Origin of the sequence: Streptomyces sp. NPDC096046 (genome assembly GCF_040303285.1) — a bacterium.
In the GTDB taxonomy this organism is placed as follows: Bacteria; Actinomycetota; Actinomycetes; order Streptomycetales; family Streptomycetaceae; genus Streptomyces.
Genome location: NZ_JBEOSZ010000001.1, coordinates 1 through 25,104, shown reverse-complemented (window position 1 = coordinate 25,104; position 25,104 = coordinate 1). Strand labels below are relative to the sequence as shown.

Sequence of the window (25,104 nt, the reverse complement as noted above, 5' to 3'; positions counted from 1 at the left end):
CGGTCCCGCTCCGGTCCCGGGCCGTTCCGGGCCGTCCCGGGCCGTCCCGGGCCGTCCCGGAGTGGCCCGGCGAGGCACGGCGACAGCGGGATCGAGGGCGTCTCCTGGCCTACGACGTCGGCCTGCAGCGGTGTCCGCGGGCTGCAGCGGTCCCCGCTGTCCGTCGCGGTCTCCTGAGCATCTCCGTGGCTCCGTACGGCGCCAATACGTGATCTGTCCAGCCGGGGTGCCGTACCCGGACGTAGTGTCCACCTCCGGGCCTCCGGGCCTCCGGGCCTCCCGGGCTCCGGGCCTCCGGGCCTCCCGGGCTCCCGGCCGGTGGACGCCGGCACACCGCCCCCCGACCGGTGACCCCCGGCACACCGGACCACCGGGACCACAGAGGGGCAAGCCGTGCCACCCGCCGACCCCAGCCTCGCTGCTGCCGACCCCACTCGCTGCTGCAGACCGCGCCAACCCTGCCACCCGTAGGGCAAGCAGCGGCGAAACGCCGACGCCCCCTGCCCGATGACTCAGGGCAGGGGGCGTCGGGACGACCGGTGGGAACCGCCTACTTCACCGGCTCCGGCTCCGGGGCGTCCTCCGAGTCCGACGTACCGGCCGGCGGCTCGCCGTCGTCACCGTCGCCGTCGTCGTCGGCCTCCGCCTGGACCGGCGTCTTGACCGAGTCCAGCAGCAGCTGGGCGACGTCCACGACCTGGATGGACTCCTTGGCCTTGCCGTCGTTCTTCTTGCCGTTGACCGAGTCCGTGAGCATGACCAGGCAGAACGGGCAGGCCGTCGACACGATGTCGGGGTTGAGCGACAGCGCCTCGTCGACGCGCTCGTTGTTGATGCGCTTGCCGATGCGCTCTTCCATCCACATCCGGGCGCCGCCCGCGCCGCAGCAGAAGCCGCGCTCCTTGTGGCGGTGCATCTCCTCGTTGCGGATGCCCGGGACGCTGGCGATGATCTCGCGCGGGGGCGTGTAGATCTTGTTGTGGCGGCCCAGGTAGCACGGGTCGTGGTAGGTGATGATGCCCTCGACCGGCGTGACCGGGATGAGCTTGCCCTCGTCGACGAGGTGCTGGAGCAGCTGGGTGTGGTGGATGACCTCGTAGTCGCCGCCGAGCTGCGGATACTCGTTGCCGAGGGTGTTCAGGCAGTGCGGGCAGGTCGCGACGATCTTCTTGGCCGACTTCGGCTTGGCCGACTCGGGGACGACCTTGCCCTCGTCGTCCATCTCCTCGCCGAACGCCATGTTCAGCGCCATGACGTTCTCCATGCCGAGCTCCTGGAACAGGGGCTCGTTGCCCAGGCGGCGGGCGGAGTCACCGGTGCACTTCTCGTCACCGCCCATGATCGCGAACTTGACGCCCGCGATGTGGAGCAGCTCCGCGAAGGCCTTCGTGGTCTTCTTCGCGCGGTCCTCCAGGGCGCCGGCGCAGCCGACCCAGTAGAGGTACTCGACCTCGGACAGGTCCTCGATGTCCTTGCCGACGACCGGGACCTCGAAGTCGACCTCCTTGAGCCACTCCAGGCGCTGCTTCTTCGCCAGGCCCCAGGGGTTGCCCTTCTTCTCCAGGTTCTTGAGCATCGTGCCCGCCTCGGACGGGAACGAGGACTCGATCATCACCTGGTAGCGGCGCATGTCGAGGATGTGGTCGACGTGCTCGATGTCCACCGGGCACTGCTCGACGCAGGCGCCGCAGGTGGTGCAGGACCACAGCACGTCCGGGTCGATGACGCCGTTGTCCTCCAGCGTGCCGACCAGGGGGCGTTCGGCCTCGGCCAGCGCCGCCGCGGGCACGTCCTTCAGCTGCTCCTCGGAGGCCTTCTCCTCGCCCTCCATCGTCTTGCCGCCGCCGGCCAGCAGGTACGGCGCCTTGGCGTGCGCGTGGTCCCGCAGGGACATGATCAGCAGCTTGGGGGAGAGGGGCTTGCCCGTGTTCCAGGCGGGGCACTGCGACTGGCAGCGGCCGCACTCGGTGCAGGTGGAGAAGTCCAGCAGGCCCTTCCAGGAGAACTGCTCGACCTGGGAGACGCCGAAGACGTCGTCGTCGCCCGGGTCGGTGAAGTCGATCGGCTTGCCGCCCGACGTCATGGGCTGCAGCGCCCCGAGAGCCGTCCCGCCCGACGCCTCGCGCTTGAACCAGATGTTCGGGAAGGCGAGGAACCGGTGCCAGGCGACACCCATGTTGGTGTTGAGGGACACCACGATCATCCAGATGAACGAGGTGCCGATCTTGATCATCGCGACCAGGTAGACCAGGTTCTGCAGCGCCGTGACCGACAGGCCCTTGAAGGCGAGGACCAGGGGGTACGAGGCGAAGTACGAGGCCTCGTAGTGGTCGACGTCGTGGAGCGCGCCCTCCAGGCCCCGCAGTACGTAGATGGCCAGGCCGATGGTGAGGATGACGGACTCGACGAAGTAGGCCTGGCCGGCCTTGGAGCCCGCGAAGCGGGACTTGCGGCCGGGCCGGTTCGGCAGGTTCAGCAGGCGGATCGCGATGAGCACCGCGATGCCCAGGATCGTCATCACGCCGATGAACTCGATGTACAGCTCGAACGGCAGGAACCCACCGATGACCGGCAGCACCCAGTCGGCCTGGAACAGCTGGCCGAACGCTTGGGCGAGGGTCGGCGGGAGGGTAAGGAAGCCCACGGCGACGAACCAGTGGGCGACACCGACGATGCCCCACCGGTTCATGCGCGTGTGCCCGAGGAATTCCTTCACCAGGGTCACGCTGCGCTGGTAGGGGTTGTCGGTCCGCGTACCGGCCGGGACCGGCTGGCCCAGCTTGAAGTAGCGGACGAACTGGCCGATCGCGCGTGCGAGCAGCGCGACGCCGACCACGGTCAGAACCAGCGACACGATGATCGCGGCGAGTTGCATGGGGGCTCCTCGGGCCTGCGAGGGGTTTCGTCGGGGTGACCTGTCGTTCTTCAGGCTTCCCCGAAATTACTAAGCGGTAACTTATGCAGTCCGTCTGAGACTACCCTCATCCTCCGCCGCACTGTAGCCGGGTGGGCAGTGATCTGAATCGCTGAGGGTTGCCTCAGAAACGGGTCGGTTTCGGCAGGGATCCTGTCGCGCCTCGCGGCGTGATCCGGCCGCAATCCCCTCGTGTTATTCATACCGAATTGTCACAATCCCGCCCACCTTATATCCGTGCTCTACGGGATCACCGCCGCCGCCATCGCCCTCCTCCTCGCGGCCGTCCTGCGGGCCCCCGCCCTGCGGCTGCGGCTGATCGAGCGGCGGCGGCAGCGTGACGTGCCGTTGTCCGGGGGCATGGCCGTCGTGCTCGTCACGGGGCTGGTCGTGGGGGCCGGGGAGTGGTGGGGGGTCGCGCCGCCCGCCGGTGAGGCGCGGGGAGGTGCTCGTCGCAGCCGGTGCGGTCGCCCTGCTCGGACTCGTCGACGACGTGTGGCGGCTGCGGCGGCGGGTGCTGGTCGCCGGCACGGCCGTGCCGGCCGCGTGTGTCGTGCCGTACGGGGAGACGGGGGTGGGGGCCGGGCTGCCGGCCGTCGCCTGGGTCGTGGCGGTGGTGTTCGGGTTGCGGGGGCTCGATCACGCGGACGGGCCGGCGGGAGCGGCCGGGGTCGTGGCCGCCTTCGGGGTGGCGGCCCGCGCGGCCGTCGAGGTGATGGACGGCATCGCGGGGCTGCTGAGCGTGCTGGCCGCCGCCCCGACCGGGTTCCTGCTGCACAACTGGCATCCCGCGCGCGTGGCGCTGGGCGCTTGCGGGTCGATGTCCGCGGGGTTCGTGATCGCCGTGGGGGCCGTGTACGCCCGGGCCGGGTCCGGGGTCGGGGAGAGCGCGGGGGTGCTGTTCGCGCTGACCGCGGTGGCCGCCGCCGATGCCGTCCTCGTGCTGGGGGGACGCGACGGCCGGCCGGCCGGGCGGTGTTCCGCGGCGGGCCCGATCATCTCGCGCACCGGCTGCGGCGGCTCGGGCCGACCGCGCCGGGGGCGGTTCTGCTGCTGGGGACCGGGGCGTTGTCGGCGATGTTCGTCGGGGTACTCGCGCATGCCGGCCGAATCGGGTCCGGCGCCCTGTGGTGGGTGGTGGGAGGGGGGCTCGTCATGGTGTTCGCCTCGCGCGTGTCCCTGTGTACGGACCTCGACGCAGTGTATCCACGCAGGTCAGAGCGCCATTGCGTGTAAGGAGCGGATAAGAGTTGAGCCTGCCCGACTCAGCTCTGTTGACCGGTCGGGAGCCGTCGTGCACACTTGAGTCCGTTCCACTCAAGTCAGCTGGAGGAATCAACCATGGCACGTGCGGTCGGCATCGACCTGGGCACGACTAACTCCGTCGTCAGCGTTCTGGAGGGCGGCGAGCCCACCGTCATCACCAACGCCGAGGGCGCCAGGACCACGCCGTCCGTCGTCGCCTTCGCCAAGAACGGTGAGGTGCTCGTCGGAGAGGTGGCCAAGCGTCAGGCGGTCACCAACGTGGACCGGACCATTCGGTCGGTCAAGCGGCACATGGGCACCGACTGGAAGATCGAGCTGGACGGGAAGCCCTTCAACCCGCAGCAGATCAGCGCCTTCGTGCTCCAGAAGCTCAAGCGCGACGCCGAGGCCTACCTGGGCGAGAAGGTGACCGACGCGGTCATCACCGTCCCGGCGTACTTCAACGACTCCGAGCGTCAGGCCACGAAGGAGGCCGGCGAGATCGCCGGTCTGAACGTGCTGCGCATCGTCAACGAGCCCACCGCGGCCGCCCTGGCGTACGGCCTCGACAAGGACGACCAGACCATCCTGGTCTTCGACCTCGGTGGCGGCACGTTCGACGTCTCGCTGCTGGAGATCGGCGACGGCGTCGTCGAGGTGAAGGCCACCAACGGTGACAACCACCTCGGTGGTGACGACTGGGACCAGCGCGTCGTCGACTACCTGGTCCAGCAGTTCCAGTCCGGCCACGGCGTGGACCTGGGCAAGGACAAGATGGCCCTGCAGCGTCTGCGCGAGGCCGCCGAGAAGGCGAAGATCGAGCTGTCCTCGTCCACCGAGACCTCGATCAACCTGCCCTACATCACCGCCTCCGCCGAGGGCCCCCTGCACCTCGACGAGAAGCTCACCCGCGCCCAGTTCCAGCAGCTGACCGCGGACCTGCTGGAGCGCTGCAAGACGCCGTTCCACAACGTCATCAAGGACGCCGGCATCTCCATCAGCGAGATCGACCACGTCGTCCTCGTCGGCGGCTCGACCCGCATGCCCGCCGTCGCCGAGCTCGTCAAGGAGCTGACCGGCGGCAAGGACGCCAACAAGGGCGTCAACCCGGACGAGGTCGTCGCCATCGGCGCCGTCCTGCAGGCCGGTGTTCTCAAGGGCGAGGTCAAGGACGTCCTGCTCCTCGACGTCACCCCGCTGTCCCTCGGCATCGAGACCAAGGGCGGCATCATGACCAAGCTCATCGAGCGGAACACGACGATCCCGACCAAGCGGTCCGAGATCTTCACCACCGCCGAGGACAACCAGCCGTCCGTGCAGATCCAGGTCTACCAGGGCGAGCGCGAGATCGCGGCGTACAACAAGAAGCTCGGGATGTTCGAGCTGACCGGTCTGCCCCCGGCGCCCCGCGGCGTCCCGCAGATCGAGGTGTCCTTCGACATCGACGCCAACGGCATCATGCACGTGACCGCCAAGGACCTGGGCACGGGCAAGGAGCAGAAGATGACCGTCACCGGCGGCTCCTCGCTGCCGAAGGACGAGGTCGACCGCATGCGCCAGGAGGCCGAGCAGTACGCGGAGGAGGACCACAAGCGCCGCGAGGCCGCCGAGTCCCGCAACCAGGGCGAGCAGCTCGTCTACCAGACCGAGAAGTTCCTCAAGGACAACGAGGACAAGGTCCCGGGCGACATCAAGACCGAGGTCGAGGAGGCCGTCGCCGAGCTGAAGGAGAAGCTCAAGGGCGAGGACAGCGCCGAGATCCGCACGGCCACGGAGAAGGTCGCGGCCGTCTCCCAGAAGCTCGGCCAGGCCATGTACGCCGACGCGGGCGCGGCCCAGGCCGCCGGTGGTCCCGCCGGTGACGCGGGCGCCGCCGGTGGTGCCAAGCCCGCCGATGACGACGTCGTCGACGCCGAGATCGTCGACGAGGACCGGAAGGACGGTGCCGCGTGACGGAGGAGACCCCGGGCTTCGACGAGCAGCAGTCGCAGCAGCCCGACGTCCCTTCCGGCGCCACCTCCGACGACGCCGAGCCGAAGGCCGCCTCCCCCTCCCCGGAGGAGGAGGCGGCCCCGGCCGGGGACACGGGCCAGGACGTGGCTCTGGTGGCCCAGCTGGACCAGGCCCGCACCGCGCTCAGCGAGCGCACGGCGGACCTCCAGCGCCTCCAGGCCGAGTTCCAGAACTACCGCCGCCGGGTCGAGCGTGACCGGATCGCGGTCAAGGAGATCGCCATCGCGAACCTCCTGACCGAGCTCCTGCCCGTGCTCGACGACATCGGCCGCGCGCGGGAACACGGCGAACTGGTCGGCGGCTTCAAGTCCGTCGCCGAGTCGCTGGAGAGCACCGCGGCGAAGATGGGCCTGCAGCAGTTCGGCAAGGAGGGCGAGCCCTTCGACCCGACGATCCACGAAGCCCTGATGCACAGCTACGCACCGGACGTCACCGAGACGACGTGCGTCGCGATCCTGCAGCCCGGGTACCGGATCGGCGAGCGCACCATCCGCCCCGCCCGGGTGGCCGTGGCCGAGCCCCAGCCGGGGGCGCAGACGGTCAAGGCGGACGAGTCCGCCGACGCCGACGACAAGGAGAGCGGTGGCCCGGACGAGGGCTGACGTCATCAACGAAGGGAAGGAGGGGCGTCGAGGATGAGCACCAAGGACTTCATCGAGAAGGACTACTACAAGGTCCTCGGCGTCCCCAAGGACGCCACCGAGGCCGAGATCAAGAAGGCGTACCGGAAGCTCGCCCGCGAGTTCCACCCGGACGCCAACAAGGGCAACGTCAGGGCGGAGGAGCGCTTCAAGGAGATCTCCGAGGCCAACGACATCCTCGGCGACCCCAAGAAGCGCAAGGAGTACGACGACGCGCGCGCCCTCTTCGGCAACGGCGGCTTCCGCCCGGGGCCGGGCGGCGCGGGCGGCTCCTTCAACTTCGACCTGGGCGACCTCTTCGGAGGCGGCGCCCAGGGCGGCGGTCAGGGAGCCGGCGGCTTCGGCGGCGGACTCGGTGACGTCTTCGGGGGCCTGTTCAACCGCGGCGGCGCGGGCGGACCGGGGACGCGCACGCACCCCCGGCGCGGCCAGGACATCGAGTCCGAGGTCACGCTCAGCTTCACCGAGGCGATCGAGGGCGCGACGGTCCCCCTGCGGATGTCGTCGCAGTCGCCCTGCAAGGCCTGTTCGGGCACCGGCGACAAGAACGGCACACCCCGCGTGTGCCCGACCTGCGTCGGCACCGGGCAGGTCGCCCGGGGCAGCGGCGGCGGTTTCTCCCTCACCGACCCCTGCCCGGACTGCAAGGGCCGCGGACTGATCGCGGAGAACGCGTGCGAGGTCTGCAAGGGCAGCGGCCGGGCCAAGTCCTCGCGGACCATGCAGGTGCGCATCCCCGCCGGCGTCAGCGACGGCCAGCGGATCCGGCTGCGCGGCAAGGGGGCGCCGGGCGAGCGCGGCGGCCCGGCGGGCGACCTGTACGTGGTGGTGCACGTCGACTCCCACCCGGTGTTCGGCCGCAAGGACGACAACCTCACGGTCACCGTCCCGGTGACCTTCACCGAGGCGGCGCTCGGCGGCGAGGTGCGGGTGCCCACCCTGGGCGGCCCGCCCGTCACCCTGAAGCTGCCTCCGGGCACGCCCAACGGGCGCACCATGCGGGCCCGGGGCAAGGGCGCGGTCCGCAAGGACGGCACCCGCGGGGACCTCCTGGTCACCGTCGAGGTGAGTGTTCCCAAGGGCCTGACGGGGAAGGCTCGTGACGCGCTCGAGGCGTATCGCGAGGTGACCGCGGACGAGGATCCGCGGGCGGATCTGTTCCAGGCCGCGAAGGGAGCATGAGTCAGATGGACGGTCGTCGGCGCAACCCGTATGAACTGACCGAGGAAACCCCGGTCTACGTCATCTCGGTGGCGGCCCAGCTGTCCGGCCTGCATCCCCAGACCCTGCGCCAGTACGACCGGCTGGGTCTGGTGTCCCCCGACCGCACCGCGGGCCGGGGCCGCCGCTACTCGGCGCGTGACATCGAACTGCTGCGCACGGTCCAGCAGTTGTCGCAGGACGAGGGCATCAACCTGGCCGGAATCAAGCGCATCATCGAACTGGAGAACCAGGTCGCCGCGCTCCAGGCCCGGGTCGCCGAGCTGGAGGACGCGCTCGACGGCGCGGCGGCGGCGATGCGCCAGCGCGAGGCGGCGGTGCACGCGTCGTACCGCCGTGACCTGGTGCCGTACCAGGAGGTGCAGCAGACCAGCGCGCTGGTGGTGTGGCGGCCGAAGCGGCAGCAGCAGTCCGACTGACGCGTACGCACGGGAAAGGGCCGAGAGTTCACTCTCGGCCCTTTCCGTGTGCTTCGGGGCGGTTTGGCCCGGTCTCCTGCGGATGACCGGGTGGTGCACACCACTTGAAGATGATTCCGCAGGGTCTTCACAACTGCTGCGGAGCGTGGTGTTGTCATCTCGTTAAGTGGTTCCGCTTGACGCTGGGGGTCGCGTCCGCGTTGGCTTTTCAGTCACATGGGCGGAAAGCTGCGCCCACGTCCGAATCACACGCGAAGTGAGCTCCGCATGCGTCGTATCGCCATATCCGTGGCAGCCGCCACGATGTCCGTCACGCTCGCCGGCTGCGGCGCGCTCAACGCGACCGGGAGCAGTGACGACGCGAGCCCGGCGAAGGGCAACGACATCACCGTCGGGCTGCTGCTGCCGGAGAAGGCGAACACGCGGTACGAGAACTTCGACTACCCCATCATCAAGACGAAGGTCGAGTCCCTCACCAACGACAAGGGCCGCGTCACCTACGCCAACGCCGAGGCGAGCGCGGACAAGCAGGCCAGCCAGATGCAGCAGATGATCGACGACCGGGTCGACGTGATCCTGCTGGACGCCGTCGACTCGAAGGCCATCGCGAGCGGCGTGAAGAAGGCGAAGGAGGCCGGCATCCCGGTCATCGCCTACGACCGGCTGGCCGAGGGCCCGATCGACGCCTACATCTCCTTCGACAACGAGCTGGTCGGCGAGGTCCAGGGCCGCACCCTGCTGGAGGCCATCGGCGAGGACGCGAGCCTCTCCGACAAGATCGTCATGATGAACGGCTCTCCGACGGACCCGAACGCCAAGCAGTTCAAGGCCGGGGCGATGTCCGAGCTGAACGGCAACGTGACGATCGCGAAGTCCTTCGACACCAAGGACTGGAAGCCGGAGAACGCCCAGGCGAACATGGCCGAGGCGATCGCGGAGATCGGCAAGGACAACATCGCGGCGGTGTACTCCGCCAACGACGGCATGGCGGGCGGCATCGTCAAGGCGCTGGAGGCGGCGGGCGTGACGGAGCTGCCGCCGATCACCGGCCAGGACGCGGAGCTGGCGGCCGTGCAGCGGATCATCAGCGGCGACCAGTACATGAGCGTGTACAAGTCGTACCCGCAGGAGGCGGAGAACGCCGCGGAGATGGCCGTCGCCAAGGTCCAGGGCCGCGACATCCAGTTCGCCGCCCTGGCCCGCGACAGGGTCGACAGCCCCACGGACAAGGGCATCCCGGCGCAGCTCGTGCCCGTGGTCGCGCTCACCAAGGAGAACATCAAGGACACGGTGGTCGCGGACGAGGTCTACAAGCTGTCGGACATCTGCACGGCCGAGTACAAGGCGGCGTGCCGTGCCATCGGCCTGAAGTAGCCGTCGGGGAACTGACGCGGGACCACCCCGTCGTTCGCGCCACTCGCCCGCGATCGGTGCCCGACGGGCGCCCGCCGCGTCCGCGGCACCGGTGTCCGGGCAGGTGACCGTCTCGCCACGGACGGCCCGGCCGCCACCCAGTCCATCTCCGGCCGCCAGAAGAGCTCCGTCGGGTGGGAGCTGCCCCCCGGCGGGGATGATTCGGCTCGAGCCCCTGCTCGCACGCGAGGACGACGCCGCCCGGCCACGACCGGCCGCCCGGCCACGACGAGGCACGCGGCTTGGGGCCTCGTGCTCGTCGGCCGTGTCGAGGGCCGACCGGACACCGTTGCTCCCCGTCGTGAACCGGAGCCCCGGCGGCGGCGCGCGGCTCTGCACCGGGCCTGCGACGCGACACGACAGCCGCCGAGCCGACGCCGGGGCGCGCGACAAGCCCTCGCAGTCCCGTCCCGGACCCGGGCGACAAGTGGGGCCGGGGTCTGCTGGTCGTGGGGCCGGGGTCTGCTGGTCGTGGGGCCGGGACCTGCCGGTCGTGAGGCCGGGACCCGTCGGAGCGTGCCCGGCGAGCCGGCGGAGCGGTGCCCGCGAGCCGGCGGAGCGGTGCCCGGACCCGGCGCACCGGCCGGAGCGGACCTCCGGCCTGACGGGCGCGAAGACGGACGCCCATCCACTCGGCACCTCCTGCGACGCCACGACGGCCCCACGACGGCCCAGGACTGACCGGCCGGTGGCACCACCAGCGCCCACCACCCCGGCGTGCGGTCACCGGCCACGCGGCACCCCGGGCATACCGGTACCAAGGGGGCTGAAAGGCAGTTCGGTTGTGGTCGAGCCGTGTTGCGGAGCACGTCCGGTCCGCGCATAGTTGCGCTGCGGAAAAACGGCGAAACCGGGGGGTGGGATGGGCGATGGCCGGGCACGGGGCGGATGAGCATCCCCATGGTGCCGACCGACTGTGCGAGGCCGGGGACCGCGTGTACTCCCGGGCCGTACGGCGCGGCCGGGTGCCGCGCCGGGACGCGGATCCGGTGCCCTGCCTGCTGCAACTCGCCCTGCTGCACCCGGACCCCGACGACATGGACTGGCTGGTGCCGACCTCCCCGCAGGAGGTCATGACCCGACTGCTGCGCGGGATGTACGACGAGGTCAGCGCCAATCAGCGGCGGGTGGGCTCGGCCGTGGCGGCCGTCGAGTGGTACGCCGGTCTGGGCCGCCAGGTGCGGCCGACCCCGTCGGCGAGCGAGGGCTCGGCGATCCGAGTCTTGGACGGACTCGCCCGCATCCAGGCCGCGATGGACGAGGCGACCCAGGCGTGCACGACCGAGGTGCTCACGGTCCAGCCCGGCGGCATCCGCCGTGAGGCGGAACTCTCCGAGGGCCTGCACCGGGCGCTGGCGCTGCGCGGCCGGGGCGTGCGGATGCGGGACCTGTACACCCATGTCGCCCGGCACGGGCAGGGGTTGCTGACCTACCTGGAGCTGATGGGCGACGCGGTGGAGGCACGCACGCTGGACGAGGTGATCGACCGGCTGATCCTCTTCGACCGGACGGTGGCGTTCATCCCCGCCAACACCGACCGCACGATGGCTCTTGAGCTACGGCATCCGGCCCTCATTGAGTACCTCGTCACGGTCTTCGAACGGCTCTGGCGCCTGGCCATCCCCCTATCGGCCCCGCTCCCCGACACCGGCATCGAGGGCATCTCCCACCGGGAACAGTCGATCGCCGCGCTGCTGGCGGAAGGGCATCAGGACGCCGTCATCGCGGAACGGCTGGGCATCAGCGTCCGGACGTGCCGGGCGCACATCGCGCGCCTCTCGGAGACGCTCGGGGCGGCCAGCCGGACCCAACTCGGCGTCCGCATCGCCCAGGCGGGCCTCGACGGCCCGCCCCCCTCGGCCGCTCCCTCCCTCAGCGTCCCTGATCAAGGATCCCGGACCGCCCGATGAGATACCCGAGCTGAGCCCTGCTCTGACTGCCCAGCGTCGCGGCGAGCTTGGCGATGTGGACGCGGGCAGTGCGGATGTTCATGCCGAGCCGGTCGGCGATGACGGCGTCGGTGTGGCCTTCGACGAGGAGGGCGGCTATGGCGTGCTGGCGCGGGGTGATGCCGTTGTGGGAGGGCTGGGGGGCGGCTTCGGGGTACATGGGTGTGGCCAGGCGCCAAAGGCGGTCGAAAGTGACGGCCAGGTGGTCCACGATGGCCGGATGCCTGATCTCCAGAGCTAATTTGCCGTCCTCGCCGGCCGGGACGAAGGCCACCGCGCGGTCGATGAGGACCAGGCGGTCGGGGACTTCGTCCAATGTGCGGATCTGAACGTCGCCCTTCAGGCGCTCGCAACGAGCCGTGATTATGGGAAAGTGACGCATCGTATGCGGGTACAGGGTGCGTATCCGGCAACCACGGTCCAGCGCTGCCTGGTCACGGCCGAGCGATGCGGCGTCGGCGGCCTGGCCGCGCTCGCCGGTGAGGCCGGCGCGTGGCTGGACGGTGATCAATTCCTCGGAGGCATCGGCCATCGCGTCGGTGATGGCCCGGTTGATCCGCTCCGTGCCGGTGAGAAGGTGGATCGTGGGAGTCTGGCCGGATGTAGGGGGCGGGTCGGCGATCCGCATCAGGGAGCCGAATGTCTCGGCCAACTGTGCTTCGCGCTGCCGCTCGCTCGCGATCCGCTCCTCGGAACTCCGCAGCAGCCGGTGCAGCGCCACGACCGGGGCGACGGGCTCCAGCCGGGTGGGGTCGTCGAGAGCGGGGTGCAGCAGACCCAGGTCGACGATGCAGGGGGCGACCCGGGTGTCCTCGGTGGACAGCCGACCCTGACGCAGCGCTCGTTCGTACAGGTCCGTGCCCACGGCGCACAGGTCGTCCTTGCCGTGCTCGCGGTGCGGTCCGCTCACTGCGCGGCACCTGCGCTCTCCAGGATTCCGGACTGCGCGATGAGGAAACCGAGTTGGGCACGACTGCCGCTGCCGAGGGTGGCCGCGAGCTTGGCGATGTGAGCCCGGCACGTGCGGACGTTCATGCCGAGGCGGCGGGCGATCGCCTCGTCGACGTGCCCCTCCACGAGGAGTTTGGCGATGGAGTACTGGATGTCCGTGATGCCGTCCGCGGCCGGGCCGTAGGGAGCACCGGCGCTCAGCGGAACGGAACGGCTCCACATGAACTCGAAGACCTTCACCAGGTACCGGACAAGTCCGGGGTGGCGGAGTTCGAGGGCGACTTGCTGGTCGTCGCGGGCCGGGATGAACGCGACGGTCCCGTCGCAGACGATGAGCCGTTCGACCACCTCGTCGATCGTGCGGTACTCCGCCTTGCTGTTCGCGAGTTGTGCCACATAGGCCAGTTTTTGAGGGTTATAGCGAGCCGTGTGCTGGTACAGCGTCCGGATCCTGACTCCCCGCTCGATCAGAGGTCTGTCCCTTTCGAGTCCTTGAGTGAGGCTTCGCTCGGAGAAGCGGTCGTCACTGGGCTGGATGGTGAGCATCTCCGCTTGGCACTGGGCCGTGGCCAGGTTGAGGGCCGCGTTGATCCGGTCGCCGCCCTCCAGCACCGTGATCGAGTGGTCGGTCGTCGTCAGCTGGGCGCCCAAGGTCATGAACGGCTCGAATGCGTCCGCGATCTTGATCGACAGCTGTCGGCGTGCCGCGATGTCACGCTCGATCGGGTGCAGACGCTCGGCCAGCGCTACTGTCGGCGGTACAGGCCGCAGCCAGTCCTCGTCGTCCGGGTCCGGGTGAAGAAGGGCGAACTCGACAAGACAAGGCGCTGACTCAACGTCCGTGCGCGCGATCCGCCCTGCACGCAGGGCGTTCGCATAAAGTCGGTTCCCTTCCTCGCACAGCTCGGTGACCGCATGGGGATGCGCCGCCTTAGTCTGATTTGCCACGAAATCTCCACCCCCCAGGGTCCTGAACATGCAGGAACATGATGCACCGATTGTGTGGCCATGACGTGTTCGAATGAGCCATCGTCTTACCTGACGGGGGAAGAGGAGACTCACAAGTGAGGACGAAGCCGACTATGCGCAAGAGACTGCTTCGCTCGGTGCTTGCTGCCGCTCTCTCTGCCGTCGCTGTCATCGGAGTGATGGGTTACTCCGGCGCGAAGGGTGATACCCGGGCGGACAGTCACTGGCCGGCGAGCGTCATGAGCGATGTCAAGAGTGATGTCCTGGCGGACAGTCATTGGCCGGCGATCGTCGTGGACTCGGAGCGTTGATGTGACCACTCCACCCGACGACCGCTCCTTCCGTCGTGAAATGGCCACCGCCTACCGATCGGGCTGGCACTTCATCGACCTGGTCACCGCCATCCCCCACAGCGGTGACTCGTTGATGGTGACCGTTTTCGGCGAGCCGGTGGTCGTCACACGGGACGACGACGAGGACGTACGGGCGTACCGGTGTCTGCGGCGGCCTCGGGGGGCGCCGCAGCCGGTGCGATGTGCCGTACGGTACGGAATGATCTTTGTGAACCTGGACCAACGGGATCACCAGCAGGTGGAGGTCGACTCCCCTGTCCCGCGGACCATCTCTGCCACCCCCCGCAGTGCCTGACGCGATTCCCCCGTCGTAAAAGATCGCTCAGGTGCTTCCCCCCGCAGCGGCGTCACCGTGACCTGAACACGGTGACGCCGCTGCAGTTTTGCGGGATATTTCCGGGTATCGGCCAAGTCCGGAGGTGGCCGAATCCAATCGATCACCGGTGTGGATGTTCACTTCGCTCAACCTCGCCCCATGGCCCGCGTCAGGTGGATCTCGATCACCACGCGCGCCGGGTTCGGCGACGGGGTCCTGCCGTAGCGCTCCGCGTAGCGCCGCACCGCCTCGGCGACCCGGTCCGGCTCCTCGCTCACGAAGGCACGGCCCTCCAGCGTCGCCCAGCGGCGGCCCTCCAGCTGGCAGACGGCCACGGCCGCCCCCTGCTCCCCGGCGGCCCGCACATACCGCGCCTTCGCACTCGCCCGGTTGGTGATCACCCGAGCCAGACGGGCCTCGGGATCGTATGTGACCCCGACGGGTACCAGATGTGGGGTGCCGTCCGGGCGGGGGGTCGTCAGGGTGCACAGGTGCCGTTCCCGCCAGAAGCCGAGATACGACGGGTCCGGAGCGCCCGGGTCCACGGAGTACTTGGTCGCCATGCTCCGGAACTTAGACCGTCCGGCCCTCCCGGAACCGTCCTTGAGTGCACTAGACTCAACTTTGTGCAAGCCGTTCGGGTCAGTGCAAGGAGGAGAACGCGAACGTGGACGCCGAGCTGACCAACCGGAGCCGGGACGCGATCAACGCTGCCAGCAACCGGGCCGTGACCGAGGGGCACCCCGACCTCACCCCGGCCCATCTGCTGCTCGCGCTGCTCCAGGGCCAGGACAACGAGAACATCACCGACCTGCTCGCCGCGGTCGACGCCGACCAGGCGGCCGTACGCGCCGGAGCCGAGCGCGTCCTCGCCGGGCTGCCGAGCGTGACCGGGTCGACCGTCGCGCCGCCCCAGCCCAACCGCGAGATGCTCGCCGTCGTCGCCGACGCGCAGGCCCGCGCCAAGGAGCTGGGGGACGAGTACCTCTCCACCGAGCACCTCCTCATCGCCCTGGCCGCGAAGGGCGGCGCGGCCGGCGAGGTGCTCTCGCAGCAGGGGGCCGACGCCAAGAAGCTCCAGGCCGCCTTCCAGAAGACGCGAGGACAACGCCGCGTGACCACAGCCGACCCCGAGGGCCAGTACAAGGCCCTGGAGAAGTTCGGAACCGACTTCACCGCCGCCGCGCGCGAGGGGAAGCTCGACCCGGTCATCGGCCGGGACCAGGAGATCCGGCGCGTGGTGCAGGTGCTGTCCCGGCGCACCAAGAACAACCCCGTGCTGATCGGCGAGCCCGGCGTCGGCAAGACCGCCGTCGTCGAAGGGCTCGCCCAGCGGATCGTCAAGGGCGACGTGCCCGAGTCGCTGAAGGACAAGCGGCTCGTCGCGCTCGACCTGGGAGCCATGGTCGCGGGCGCCAAGTACCGGGGCGAGTTCGAGGAGCGGCTCAAGACCGTCCTCGCCGAGATCAAGGAATCCGACGGGCAGATCATCACCTTCATCGACGAGCTGCACACCGTCGTCGGGGCCGGAGCCGGCGGCGACTCCGCCATGGACGCCGGCAACATGCTGAAGCCGATGCTGGCCCGCGGCGAACTGCGCATGGTCGGCGCGACCACGCTCGACGAGTACCGCGAGCGGATCGAGAAGGACCCGGCCCTGGAGCGGCGCTTCCAGCAGGTGCTGGTCGCCGAGCCGACCGTCGAGGACTCCATCGCGATCCTGCGCGGGCTCAAGGGCCGCTACGAGGCCCACCACAAGGTGCAGATCGCCGACAGTGCCCTGGTCGCGGCGGCGACCCTGTCCGACCGGTACATCACCTCCCGCTTCCTGCCCGACAAGGCCATCGACCTCGTCGACGAGGCCGCCTCCCGGCTGCGCATGGAGATCGACTCCTCGCCCGTCGAGATCGACGAGCTCCAGCGCGCCGTCGACCGGCTCAAGATGGAGGAGCTGGCGATCGGCAAGGAGACCGACGCCGCCTCCCGCGAGCGCCTGGAGAAGCTGCGCCGCGACCTCGCCGACAAGGAGGAGGAGCTGCGCGGCCTCACCGCCCGCTGGGAGAAGGAGAAGCAGTCCCTCAACCGCGTCGGTGAACTGAAGGAACGCCTCGACGAGATCCGCGGCCAGGCCGACCGCGCCCAGCGCGACGGCGACTTCGACACCGCCTCCAAGCTCCTCTACGGCGAGATCCCCGCCCTGGAGAAGGAACTGGAGGCCGCCTCCGAGGCCGAGGAGGAGGTGGCCAGGGACACCATGGTCAAGGAGGAGGTCGGCGCCGACGACATCGCCGACGTCGTCGCCGCCTGGACCGGCATCCCCGCCGGGCGGCTGCTGGAGGGCGAGACGCAGAAACTGCTGCGCATGGAGGACGAGCTGGGCAAGCGGCTCATCGGCCAGACCGAGGCCGTGCGCGCGGTGTCCGACGCCGTACGCCGCAGCCGCGCCGGGATCGCCGACCCCGACCGGCCCACCGGATCCTTCCTCTTCCTCGGCCCGACCGGCGTCGGCAAGACCGAGCTGGCCAAGGCCCTCGCCGACTTCCTCTTCGACGACGAGCGGGCGATGGTCCGCATCGACATGTCGGAGTACAGCGAGAAGCACAGCGTGGCCCGGCTGGTCGGCGCCCCGCCCGGATACGTCGGCTACGAGGAGGGCGGCCAGCTCACCGAGGCCGTGCGCAGGCGGCCGTACTCCGTCGTCCTGCTGGACGAGGTGGAGAAGGCGCACCCCGAGGTCTTCGACATCCTCCTCCAGGTGCTGGACGACGGGCGCCTGACCGACGGGCAGGGCCGCACGGTCGACTTCCGCAACACCATCCTGGTGCTGACGTCGAACCTGGGCAGCCAGTACCTGGTCGACCCGGTGACCAGCGAGCAGGAGAAGAAGGAACAGGTCCTGGAGGTGGTGCGCAGCTCCTTCAAGCCGGAGTTCCTCAACCGCCTGGACGACCTGGTCGTCTTCTCCGCGCTGACCAAGCCCGAGCTGGAGCGCATCGCGAAGCTCCAGCTGGAGCGCCTGGCCAAACGGCTCGCCGAGCGGCGCCTCGCCCTGGACATCACGCCCGAGGCCCTGGCCTGGCTCGCCGAGGAGGGTCTGGACCCGGCGTACGGCGCCCGGCCGCTGCGGCGGCTCGTCCAGTCGGCCATCGGCGACCGGCTCGCCAAGGAGATCCTGTCCGGGGAGATCAAGGACGGCGACACGGTCCGGGTGGACCGCGGCGAGGACGGGCTCCTGGTGGGCCCGGCCACGGGCAAGACGCTGTAGGACGTCACATCGTGAACGCCGAGAAGCGCACCAGCGCCGTCTCGGCGTTCACATAGTCCACCCGCACCTGCACCACATGCGCCTCCGCCGTGCCGGGCAGGCCGTTCTCGTGGGTCACGTCGAGGCACAGCGCCCCGCAGGGACCGCCGCCCGTGCGCGGCGTCGGGCCGTCCGGGTACGTCTGGCGCAACCAGGCGCTCACGTCCTCGCGCGGCATCCGCAGCACCGCCGCGTACGACGTGTCGATGCCCCGCTGCACGGTGCAGTCCCGGACGCGGGCGTGCGCGGGGGGTTCGGCGGCGCCGAAGGCCAGTGCCTCGGTGCAGGGGACCGCGGCCGCCGCGCCCGCACGGGTGCCGTCGTCGTCCGAGTGGGCCCACACAAACAGGCCGACGATCAGGACGCCGAGCACCACCACCGGCAGCGCCAGGAACGGCAGGACGATGCCCCGCCGGGTATGACCTCTGTCGGCTGCCCGCATGACCGCGTCCCCTTTTGTCGGCTGCTCAGGAGGACGGTTCGGGGTACCCGGGGGTTGCGGTTGACCGGATCGTGTCAGCCGTCGGCTGACAGGGTCTGTCGGGGCTTGCCACCCCCCTCCCCGCATGGGGGAGGATGGCGGAATCCGTACGAAGGGAAATTCACGGTGACCATCGACCCGTCCTCGATTCCGAACTTCGGGGGCCAGCCCGAGCCGCAGCCCGGCGGCCCGGCCGGCCCCGTCGTCCCGGATCAGGACCTCGTGAAGCAGCTCCTCGACCAGATGGAGCTCAAGTACGTCGTCGACGACGAGGGAGACCTCGCGGCGCCGTGGGAGCAGTTCCGCACCTACTTCATGTTCCGGGGTGAGGGAGACCAGCAGGTCTTCTCCGTGCGGACGTTCTACGACCGGCCTCACGAGATCGAGGCCAAGCCGCAGATCCTGGAGTCGATCGACGACTGGAACCGCCGCACGCTGTGGCCCAAGGTCTACAGCCACACCCACGACGACGGCACGGTCCGCCTCATCGGCGAGGCCCAGATGCTGATCGGCATGGGCGTCAGCCTGGAGCACTTCGTCTCCTCGACGGTCAGCTGGGTGCGCGCCGCGATCGAGTTCGACAAGTGGCTCGTCGAGCAGCTCGGTCTCGAAGAGGAGATCAACGAGGCGGAGAAGCCCGAGGGCGAGGAGTAGGCCTCCGACAGGGCCCCGCACGGCGCGTCGGCGCGTACGAGCAAGTACGCGCTGCACGCGCCGTCTGTCTTTTCGCACACGGACAAACTGAAGAGCGAGAAAGGGGAGCGTGGGGTGCGACGGTTACTGGGCGTAGCGGCTGTGATGGCGGGGACGGGTCTCGCGTTCTGGTTGGCCCTGGGGCCTTCGGCCGATTGGGAGGGCGGCGCGAGAGTCGCGCGGTTCGCCCTCTTGCTGAGCTGCTTCCCGGTGATCGGCGGTGGCGTGCGGTTGATCTACCCCGGCAGATCCGAGGACGAGCCGACCGAGGCCGCCGGGTAGTGCCGTACACCGGCCGGCCGGGATGCAGGCCCGACGGGTGATCTCCTGGCCGGACGAGGCGGCCGGCGCCGGCGAGCGGAGACCTGCTCACCACCCCGGCGGAGCCTCACCGCGGTCCGAGGCAGGGAGGGATGCGGATGCCGAACTCGCGTCGGAGGCTGACAGCGCGGCAAGGTGGCCGGACATGCCGTGAACGCTCGGCTCGGGCGGGGGCTGACACAGAGCACCTACAGCGCCGCCCCGAGCCGCTTCACCGCCTCCTCCAACACCCCCGTCCGCTTGCAGAACGCGAAGCGTGCGAACGGCGCGCCCTGCTCACGGTGGTCGTAGAAGACCGCGTTGGGGATGGCGACGACCCCGGCGCGCTCCGGCAGGCCGCGGTAGAAGGCGATGCCGTCGCTCTCGCCGAGAGGGCGGATGTCGGTGGTGATGAAGTACGTGCCCGAGGGGCGGAAGACCCGGAACCCGGCCTCTTCCAGGCCCGCCGCCCGAAGGTTCCGCTTGGCGAGCATGTCGGCGCGGAAGTCCGTGAAGTACGACTCGGGCAGTGACAGCGCCTCGGCGACCGCGTACTGGAACGGGCCCGCCGAGACGTACGTCAGGTACTGCTTCGCCGAGCGGACCGCGGTGACCAGCTCCGGCGCCGCCGTCACCCAGGCCACGCCTTGTTCACACACTCATTCGTATGCCGGGACCGGCAGGGTCTGTGCTCGGTCCATGAGTCCTGTCAGCTTTCGTAGTGGTAGCGGCACTGTGCGATCAGGACGCCGTCCTCGGTGGCCTTGTAGATCAGCCGGTGCTCGTCGTTGATACGGCGCGACCAGTAGCCCTGGAATCCGTGCTTGAGCGGTTCCGGTTTGCCGATCCCCTCGTTGCCGTTCCGGGCGATGTCCGCGATGAGCGTGTTGATGCGCTTCAGGATCTTCCGGTCCTGAAGCTGCCACCACAGATAGTCCTCCCAGGCGCGGGAGGAGAAGGTGATCTTCAACTTGCGGGCCTTATTCGTCGGTCGCCAGCTCGCGTACGGTGCCGCCACCGTTTTCCAGCTCGTCGATGGACGCGAGCAGGCGCCGCGCGTTGGCCGGGCTCCGCAGCAGGTACGCCGTCTCCTTCAGGGACTCGTAGTCCTCAAGGGAGACGATGACGACCGGCTCGCGTCCGGCCCGGGTGATGATGACCTCTTCGCGGTCGTCGGTGACGGAGTTGAGCACCTCGGCGTACCGCGCGCGCGACTCGGAATAGCTCATGGTCTTCACGATCAACCCTCCTTGACGTACAAGAAACTGTACGTCGATGCCTGTGGTGTGGCAAGCGGCAGAAGGACGGCCGTCACCGGGCGGTTCCGGACACGAGAGTTCCGTGGCGGGACGGCAGGCAGAGAGGGATGCGACGGCCGTCCCGTAGAGCGACGGTCAGTGTGCGAACGCCTTGCGGAGCCGTTCCACCGCGTCCGTCAACACCTCAGTGCGTTTGCAGAAGGCGAACCGGACGAAGGGGGCGCCCTCCTCGCGGTGGTCGTAGAAGACCGCGTTGGGGATGGCGACGACGCCCGCGCGCTCCGGCATGGCGCGGCAGAAGGCGAAGCCGTCGGCTCGCCGAGCGGACGAATGTCGGTCGTGATGAAGTACGTCCCGGTCGGCCGGAAGACCCGGAAGCCCGCGTCGGCGAGTCCCGCGCTCAGCAGGTCCCGCTTGGCCCGCAGGACGTCACGGAAGGCCGTGAAGTAGGCGTCGGGCAGGCGCAGGGCCTCGGCGACGGCGTACTGGAAGGGGCCGGAGGCGACGTAGGTCAGGTACTGCTTGGCGGCACGGACGACGGTCACGAGTTCTGCGGTACTCGTCACCCACCCGACGCCTCGTTCATACACGCATTCGCGTGTCACGCAACGAGCCCACCAGGGGCATTCGTTTCCCGTACCGTCGTTGAGCCGACTGCTGTTCGTGGCCGTGATGCACGGTCCAAGGGCATCTCACGGCCGTACCGCCGGGCTCGGTGATACGACGCTGTCCGCCGTATCCTGACCACACACGGGAAGGAGCCGTTCATGAGCGTCGACGCGATCGTGCACACCGAGTTCCCCAAGGGGTACACGGTCCTGTTCGGGGCCGACGGAAAGGTGATCATGACCCCGCGGAGCGAAGAGCACTCCAGCACCATCAGGTCGATGCAGATCGACTCCGCTCTCGCCCTCGGCCGTCATGCGAAGGTCACCTCCGACGTCTACATCGACTTCCCCGCCGACGAGAACTCCGCTCCCGACCTGGCCATCCTGCGCGAGGACGCGCGCAAGGAGGGCAAGCGCTACAGCTTCGAAGACGTCCTGTTGATCTCGGAAGTCGTCTCGACCTCCTCGGCGCGCAAGGACTACGACGACTGCACCGCGAAGTACGGCCGCTACGGCATCCCCGTCTACCTCGTCGTGGATCCCTACGCCCGCGAAGTCGTCCTGCACACTGAGCCCACCACGAGCGGCTACAGCACGGCGCACACCCGTGCGTACGGCACAGGCAAGCTCCCCATTCCCCTGGCCGACGGCCGCACCTTCACCCTCGACCTCGACGAGCTCCCGCGCCCGGAGCCCGAGGCGGACGCCCGCTGACGAAGGTCTCCCGGTGCGGCCCGGCCCGGCCCGTGCCGTCGGCGCCGCTGTCGTCGGAGGTGGTCGTTCCCGGCCAGGGCGGCCGGCTGGGCTTGCCCCGGTTCGGCGATAGCGTGACACGGCAAGGACTGCTGCTGACAGATGGGGCGGATTTCATGCGCATGCGGTTCGAACCCGAGGCCGAGGAGGAGTTCGAGGCGGCGTGCGGGCTGCTGGTCGACCACCTCGTCCGGTGGGCCGAGGATCAGGGGCTTCCGGTGGACGGGTTCACTGCCGAGACGGTGCTGGACTACCGGCACCGTGCGACTGCCGACGGCCGACTGGGGCTGTGGGAGTCGCGTCATGTGGAGGAGCTACTGCTTTCCTGGCTTCCCCAGCAGGTCTCCGAGCTTCCCGGGGAGGAACGCGCCGACGCCCCGGGCACACTGCGCACGCTGTTGCGCTTTCTGCACGCCGCGCAGCTGGCGGACCCGCGCGGCCCCTCACTCCAGGATGCCCTCGCCGCGGTCGACAGGGTCGCGGAACAGCATCCGGCGGCGATGACTGACCGCACTCGCTGGGGTTTGGCGAAGTTCTGGGCGATGACGGCCGCCGAGCAGGGCGTGGACGTCTTTGACGAGGCGGCGTTGCAGCGCTTCGCGGAGCGGGCGCGGCTGGGAGAGGTCGCCCACGATCAGCAGGCCCTCGACGCGATCATGGAGCGGCGGCTGACCGGCCGCGTGCTGTCCGGCTCGGCCCGGGCCGAGCCGCAGTTGCCCGTGGCGCTTCCCCAGGACGACGTACTGCGTCGGCGGGCCGGGGCGTCGTCGACCCTGACGCAGTTGCGCGGGCTCGCCGAATGGGCGGGGCAGGGCGGCCGCCCGGTGACGGCGACGGGACGGCTGCGGATGGCAGACGCCCGCGAGCTGGTGGACGTACTCGGCACCGGCGACACGATTGAGGGGGTGCGCTCTTCGGCCGACCTGCCGCGGCTGGGACTGCTGGTGGAGTGGGCGAAGAGGGCACGGCTGGTTCGGGTGGTCAAGGGGCGCTTGTACGCGGTCGCCAAGGCCCGGCCGGTGCTGGCCGACCCGCTCCAGTTGTGGCTGCGCGCCTTCGACGCGTGCTTCGAGCTGCGGCAGGCCCTGATCGGGCCGCGCAGCGGCTGGCACGTCGAGTCGATGCTCTTCGATGTCTACGAGCACATCCTGGACGACGTGCTGAACACGCTCTACAGCCTGCCGTACCCGATGCCCTGGCCGCGGCTGCGCGACACGGTGCACCTGGCCTATCGGACCTCCTTCCAACTCGACGGCGGGGACCTCCAGCACCGGATGTGGTTCGAACACGCCGACCGGGACCTGCGCACGGTGCTCGACCTGCTGGACGACCTCGGCGCGATCGAGCGGGACCGTGGGATGGCCGATCCGGTGTTCCTCGACATCGACCTCTCCGATGCCGGTCCCGAGCTGCTCGCGGACATGCCGCCGGAGCTCGCGGAGCTGCTGGGCGTCGCGGGGGCGGCAACGGACCCGGCGGCGCGGGAGCGTACCGATGCCCGGCGTGAGGAACTGACCGCCGGGCCGGTCGAGCTCATCCGTCTCACCGAGCTCGGTACCCGGGCCGTACGACAGCGGTTGCTGGCGGTCGGCAGGGACGCACCGTTGGTCGGTGAACTGGCCCAGGCGCCGGCGGCCGGCCTGCTGGGGGTGCTGGCCGAGGACTACGACCCGGACGCCGCCCGCACGGAGCTGGCGGGCTGGATCACGGCCCGCGGCGAGCGGGAAGGCGCCCTGCGGCAACTGACCGACGCCGTAAGGACCATGACCTTCCGCACGCGTGCGCAGGCGATGCTCGACGTGCTGCTGGCGGCGTTGCCGGACGGTGAGGGCGAGCGGCTGCTGCGTACGCTGCGGCGAGACACACAGCTGGCGCCGCTGGCGCTGAACGCGCTGGCGCACCGTGAGTCGCTGTCCCCAGAGGACATGACCGATGCGGAGTCTCTGCTGGTGCTCGCCGAGAGCCTGCTTCAGCTCGTGGAGTGGGCGGGCGGCGGGGACGGCGCCGAGGAGACGCTGCGCGCCCAGGGGCCCCAGGTCAGGGACGCGGTTTTCGCCGCATTGGACTCCGCGCACCCGGACCGGGCCGGACTCGACGAGCTCAGGCGGCTGGCGGCCCGGGCACTGGGTACCCACGGCGCCCGCGTCGGCCGCGCCCGGAAGGCTCGGCGCTCCTCAGACAAGAGCGGCCGCAAGCGGCGCCGCTGACCGGGCAGCACCGCCTGCCCGTCCAGGCGCCGAATGCGCCGGCACTGGCACGGAGCCGGGCGGAGGCAAACCGATGGGTCCCGGAGTCGTACGCCCTCGGTGGCGCGTTACCGTCGGGGTCGTGGTTGAGGGATGGGGCGAGGACGGGCTGCGGGCCCTGCGTGGCGCGCTCCACGCGCAGGACGGAGTGGCGCTGCTTGCGGCGTTGCGTCGTGGGCCCGTGCGTGAGGTGCTGCAACTGGCCGGCGATGGTGTGGCCGGGGTCGCGGCGCAGGGCCTGCCGGGAGCTGCGGAGACGGCGGCCTTGTTTCTCCGCGCGCTCCAGGAGCGCGGCTTCCGGGGCGATGAGGAGCTGGCGGACCGGTTGCGCGCGGCCGCGGGAGACGCGGCGGTCCCCCTCCCGTGCCCGCTCGCGGTCGATCTCTGGAGATGCTCGCCATGCTGCTGGAGGGCGACTCGGCCGGTGGCCGGATCGATCTGTCCACCGGGGAGTGCCGGTCTGCGTTCACCGATGAGCCGGGGACTGGGCCCGGTGCCGAGGGGGACGACGATCCCGAGCAATGGCTGTACGTGCCGGCTCTGGGGTCCCGGGCCGGTTACCGGGACATGGAGCTGTTCATCGAAGAGGTCGGGGACGCCGCCCTTGCCGACAGGCTGCGGATCGCCATCGGTGGGCGGGGCGCCTTCCGGCGCTTCAAGGACGTCCTCGCCGGCGACGAGCGCTCCTGGAGCCGGTACCACCGGTTCCACGATGAGCGACAGCGCGGACGGACCCGCGCCTGGCTGGCCGAGGAGGGCTACTACCCGCACATCACCTGCTTCGTGGAGCCCAGTTCGAGTTCGTATCCTTCGGGGCCGGTATGACTCGTTGCTGCCCCTGTCCTGCATGATCCGGGGTGCGCTGTCACCGGGCCTGGCTGCGCCGGCTGATCGCTGATGGAAGCGTGTCCGCCGACAGGCGGGCTGCGTGATATGACTGCCGATCACCGGTGTCCCGGTCGGCTAGTGCCGCGGCAGGCAACGTTTGCCCGTCAAGGAGCGGCGTCCGGTGCGTGCTCTCGGCGTGCCGGGTGCAAGCCCTCGTACTGGGTGTAC

At 69.9% G+C, this 25,104-nt stretch carries 19 protein-coding genes and 3 pseudogenes; 13 read left to right on the top strand and 9 right to left on the bottom strand.

Annotated elements, in window-relative coordinates:
• Positions 1-550 precede the first annotated feature (550 nt).
• Complete coding sequence (locus tag ABTX62_RS00110) at positions 551-2,875, bottom strand: (Fe-S)-binding protein (protein ID WP_352114056.1); 2,325 nt, start codon at positions 2,873-2,875, stop codon at positions 551-553.
• A gap of 276 nt (positions 2,876-3,151) precedes the next feature.
• Between ABTX62_RS00110 and ABTX62_RS00105 the strand changes: the two are divergent.
• The 7 genes and pseudogenes from ABTX62_RS00105 (at position 3,152) to ABTX62_RS00075 (ending at position 11,776) form a co-directional block, all read left to right on the top strand.
• Positions 3,152-4,161: pseudogene (locus ABTX62_RS00105) on the top strand (MraY family glycosyltransferase).
• Between the two features lie 94 nt (positions 4,162-4,255).
• Positions 4,256-6,112, top strand: a complete 1,857-nt coding sequence (dnaK, locus tag ABTX62_RS00100) for a molecular chaperone DnaK (RefSeq protein WP_352114055.1) — start codon at positions 4,256-4,258, stop codon at positions 6,110-6,112.
• Entirely contained in the window at positions 6,109-6,774 is a 666-nt protein-coding gene (grpE, locus tag ABTX62_RS00095; RefSeq protein WP_352114054.1) for a nucleotide exchange factor GrpE, read from the top strand. The genes dnaK and grpE overlap by 4 nt, the downstream gene beginning before the upstream one ends.
• A 33-nt stretch (positions 6,775-6,807) precedes the next feature.
• Positions 6,808-7,995, top strand: a complete 1,188-nt coding sequence (gene dnaJ, locus ABTX62_RS00090) for a molecular chaperone DnaJ (RefSeq protein WP_352114053.1) — start codon at positions 6,808-6,810, stop codon at positions 7,993-7,995.
• Between the two features lie 5 nt (positions 7,996-8,000).
• Positions 8,001-8,453 (top strand): heat shock protein transcriptional repressor HspR, encoded by a 453-nt coding sequence (locus ABTX62_RS00085; RefSeq protein ID WP_031142455.1) that lies wholly within the window; start codon positions 8,001-8,003, stop codon positions 8,451-8,453.
• A 267-nt stretch (positions 8,454-8,720) separates the two neighbouring features.
• The gene (locus ABTX62_RS00080; protein ID WP_352114052.1) at positions 8,721-9,827 is read left to right on the top strand and encodes a sugar ABC transporter substrate-binding protein; all 1,107 of its coding nucleotides are present in this window, start codon (positions 8,721-8,723) and stop codon (positions 9,825-9,827) included.
• Positions 9,828-10,735: 908 nt separating this feature from the next.
• Positions 10,736-11,776, top strand: coding sequence for a helix-turn-helix transcriptional regulator (locus ABTX62_RS00075; RefSeq protein ID WP_352114051.1), 1,041 nt, complete (start codon positions 10,736-10,738; stop codon positions 11,774-11,776).
• Here ABTX62_RS00075 and ABTX62_RS00070 read toward each other — a convergent pair.
• A complete protein-coding gene (locus tag ABTX62_RS00070; protein WP_352114050.1) occupies positions 11,739-12,725 on the bottom strand; it encodes a helix-turn-helix transcriptional regulator in 987 nt (328 codons plus the stop codon). The two genes, ABTX62_RS00075 and ABTX62_RS00070, sit on opposite strands and share 38 nt — an antisense overlap.
• Positions 12,722-13,744, bottom strand: a complete 1,023-nt coding sequence (locus ABTX62_RS00065) for a helix-turn-helix transcriptional regulator (protein WP_352114049.1) — start codon at positions 13,742-13,744, stop codon at positions 12,722-12,724. Before ABTX62_RS00065 ends, ABTX62_RS00070 begins: the two co-directional genes overlap by 4 nt.
• A 303-nt stretch (positions 13,745-14,047) precedes the next feature.
• On the opposite strand from ABTX62_RS00065, the gene ABTX62_RS00060 reads away from it, so the two are divergent.
• Entirely contained in the window at positions 14,048-14,383 is a 336-nt protein-coding gene (locus tag ABTX62_RS00060) for a hypothetical protein (RefSeq protein ID WP_352114048.1), read from the top strand.
• 167 nt (positions 14,384-14,550) lie between these two features.
• Here ABTX62_RS00060 and ABTX62_RS00055 read toward each other — a convergent pair whose 3' ends face one another.
• Entirely contained in the window at positions 14,551-14,967 is a 417-nt protein-coding gene (locus ABTX62_RS00055) for a pyridoxamine 5'-phosphate oxidase family protein (protein ID WP_352114047.1), read from the bottom strand.
• Positions 14,968-15,071: 104 nt separating this feature from the next.
• On the opposite strand from ABTX62_RS00055, the gene clpB reads away from it, so the two are divergent.
• Positions 15,072-17,669, top strand: coding sequence for an ATP-dependent chaperone ClpB (gene clpB / locus ABTX62_RS00050; protein WP_352114046.1), 2,598 nt, complete (start codon positions 15,072-15,074; stop codon positions 17,667-17,669).
• Between the two features lie 4 nt (positions 17,670-17,673).
• On the opposite strand, the gene ABTX62_RS00045 is transcribed toward clpB, so the two are convergent.
• The gene (locus ABTX62_RS00045) at positions 17,674-18,150 is read right to left on the bottom strand and encodes a hypothetical protein (protein WP_352114045.1); all 477 of its coding nucleotides are present in this window, start codon (positions 18,148-18,150) and stop codon (positions 17,674-17,676) included.
• Between the two features lie 165 nt (positions 18,151-18,315).
• Here ABTX62_RS00045 and ABTX62_RS00040 point away from each other — a divergent pair, with 165 nt between their 5' ends.
• The gene (locus ABTX62_RS00040; protein WP_352114044.1) at positions 18,316-18,843 is read left to right on the top strand and encodes a YbjN domain-containing protein; all 528 of its coding nucleotides are present in this window, start codon (positions 18,316-18,318) and stop codon (positions 18,841-18,843) included.
• A gap of 548 nt (positions 18,844-19,391) precedes the next feature.
• Here ABTX62_RS00040 and ABTX62_RS00035 read toward each other — a convergent pair.
• The 4 genes and pseudogenes from ABTX62_RS00035 to ABTX62_RS00020 all read right to left on the bottom strand — a co-directional run.
• Positions 19,392-19,826 (bottom strand): annotated as a pseudogene (locus ABTX62_RS00035) (aminotransferase class I/II-fold pyridoxal phosphate-dependent enzyme); the annotation flags it as partial.
• A gap of 65 nt (positions 19,827-19,891) precedes the next feature.
• Positions 19,892-20,152, bottom strand: coding sequence for a Txe/YoeB family addiction module toxin (locus ABTX62_RS00030; protein ID WP_067029017.1), 261 nt, complete (start codon positions 20,150-20,152; stop codon positions 19,892-19,894).
• A gap of 10 nt (positions 20,153-20,162) precedes the next feature.
• On the bottom strand, positions 20,163-20,420 hold the full coding sequence (locus ABTX62_RS00025) for a type II toxin-antitoxin system Phd/YefM family antitoxin (RefSeq protein ID WP_352114043.1): 258 nt from the start codon (positions 20,418-20,420) through the stop codon (positions 20,163-20,165).
• A 156-nt stretch (positions 20,421-20,576) separates the two neighbouring features.
• A pseudogene (locus tag ABTX62_RS00020) lies at positions 20,577-21,016 on the bottom strand (aminotransferase class I/II-fold pyridoxal phosphate-dependent enzyme); the annotation flags it as partial.
• Between the two features lie 192 nt (positions 21,017-21,208).
• On the opposite strand from ABTX62_RS00020, the gene ABTX62_RS00015 reads away from it, so the two are divergent.
• The 3 genes from ABTX62_RS00015 to ABTX62_RS00005 all read left to right on the top strand — a co-directional run bounded on the left by ABTX62_RS00015 (position 21,209) and on the right by ABTX62_RS00005 (position 24,873).
• Positions 21,209-21,763, top strand: coding sequence for a Uma2 family endonuclease (locus ABTX62_RS00015; RefSeq protein ID WP_352114042.1), 555 nt, complete (start codon positions 21,209-21,211; stop codon positions 21,761-21,763).
• Between the two features lie 155 nt (positions 21,764-21,918).
• The gene (locus ABTX62_RS00010; protein WP_352114041.1) at positions 21,919-24,009 is read left to right on the top strand and encodes a hypothetical protein; all 2,091 of its coding nucleotides are present in this window, start codon (positions 21,919-21,921) and stop codon (positions 24,007-24,009) included.
• A 429-nt stretch (positions 24,010-24,438) separates the two neighbouring features.
• Entirely contained in the window at positions 24,439-24,873 is a 435-nt protein-coding gene (locus tag ABTX62_RS00005; RefSeq protein ID WP_352114040.1) for a UPF0158 family protein, read from the top strand.
• The last annotated feature ends 231 nt before the right edge of the window (positions 24,874-25,104 follow it).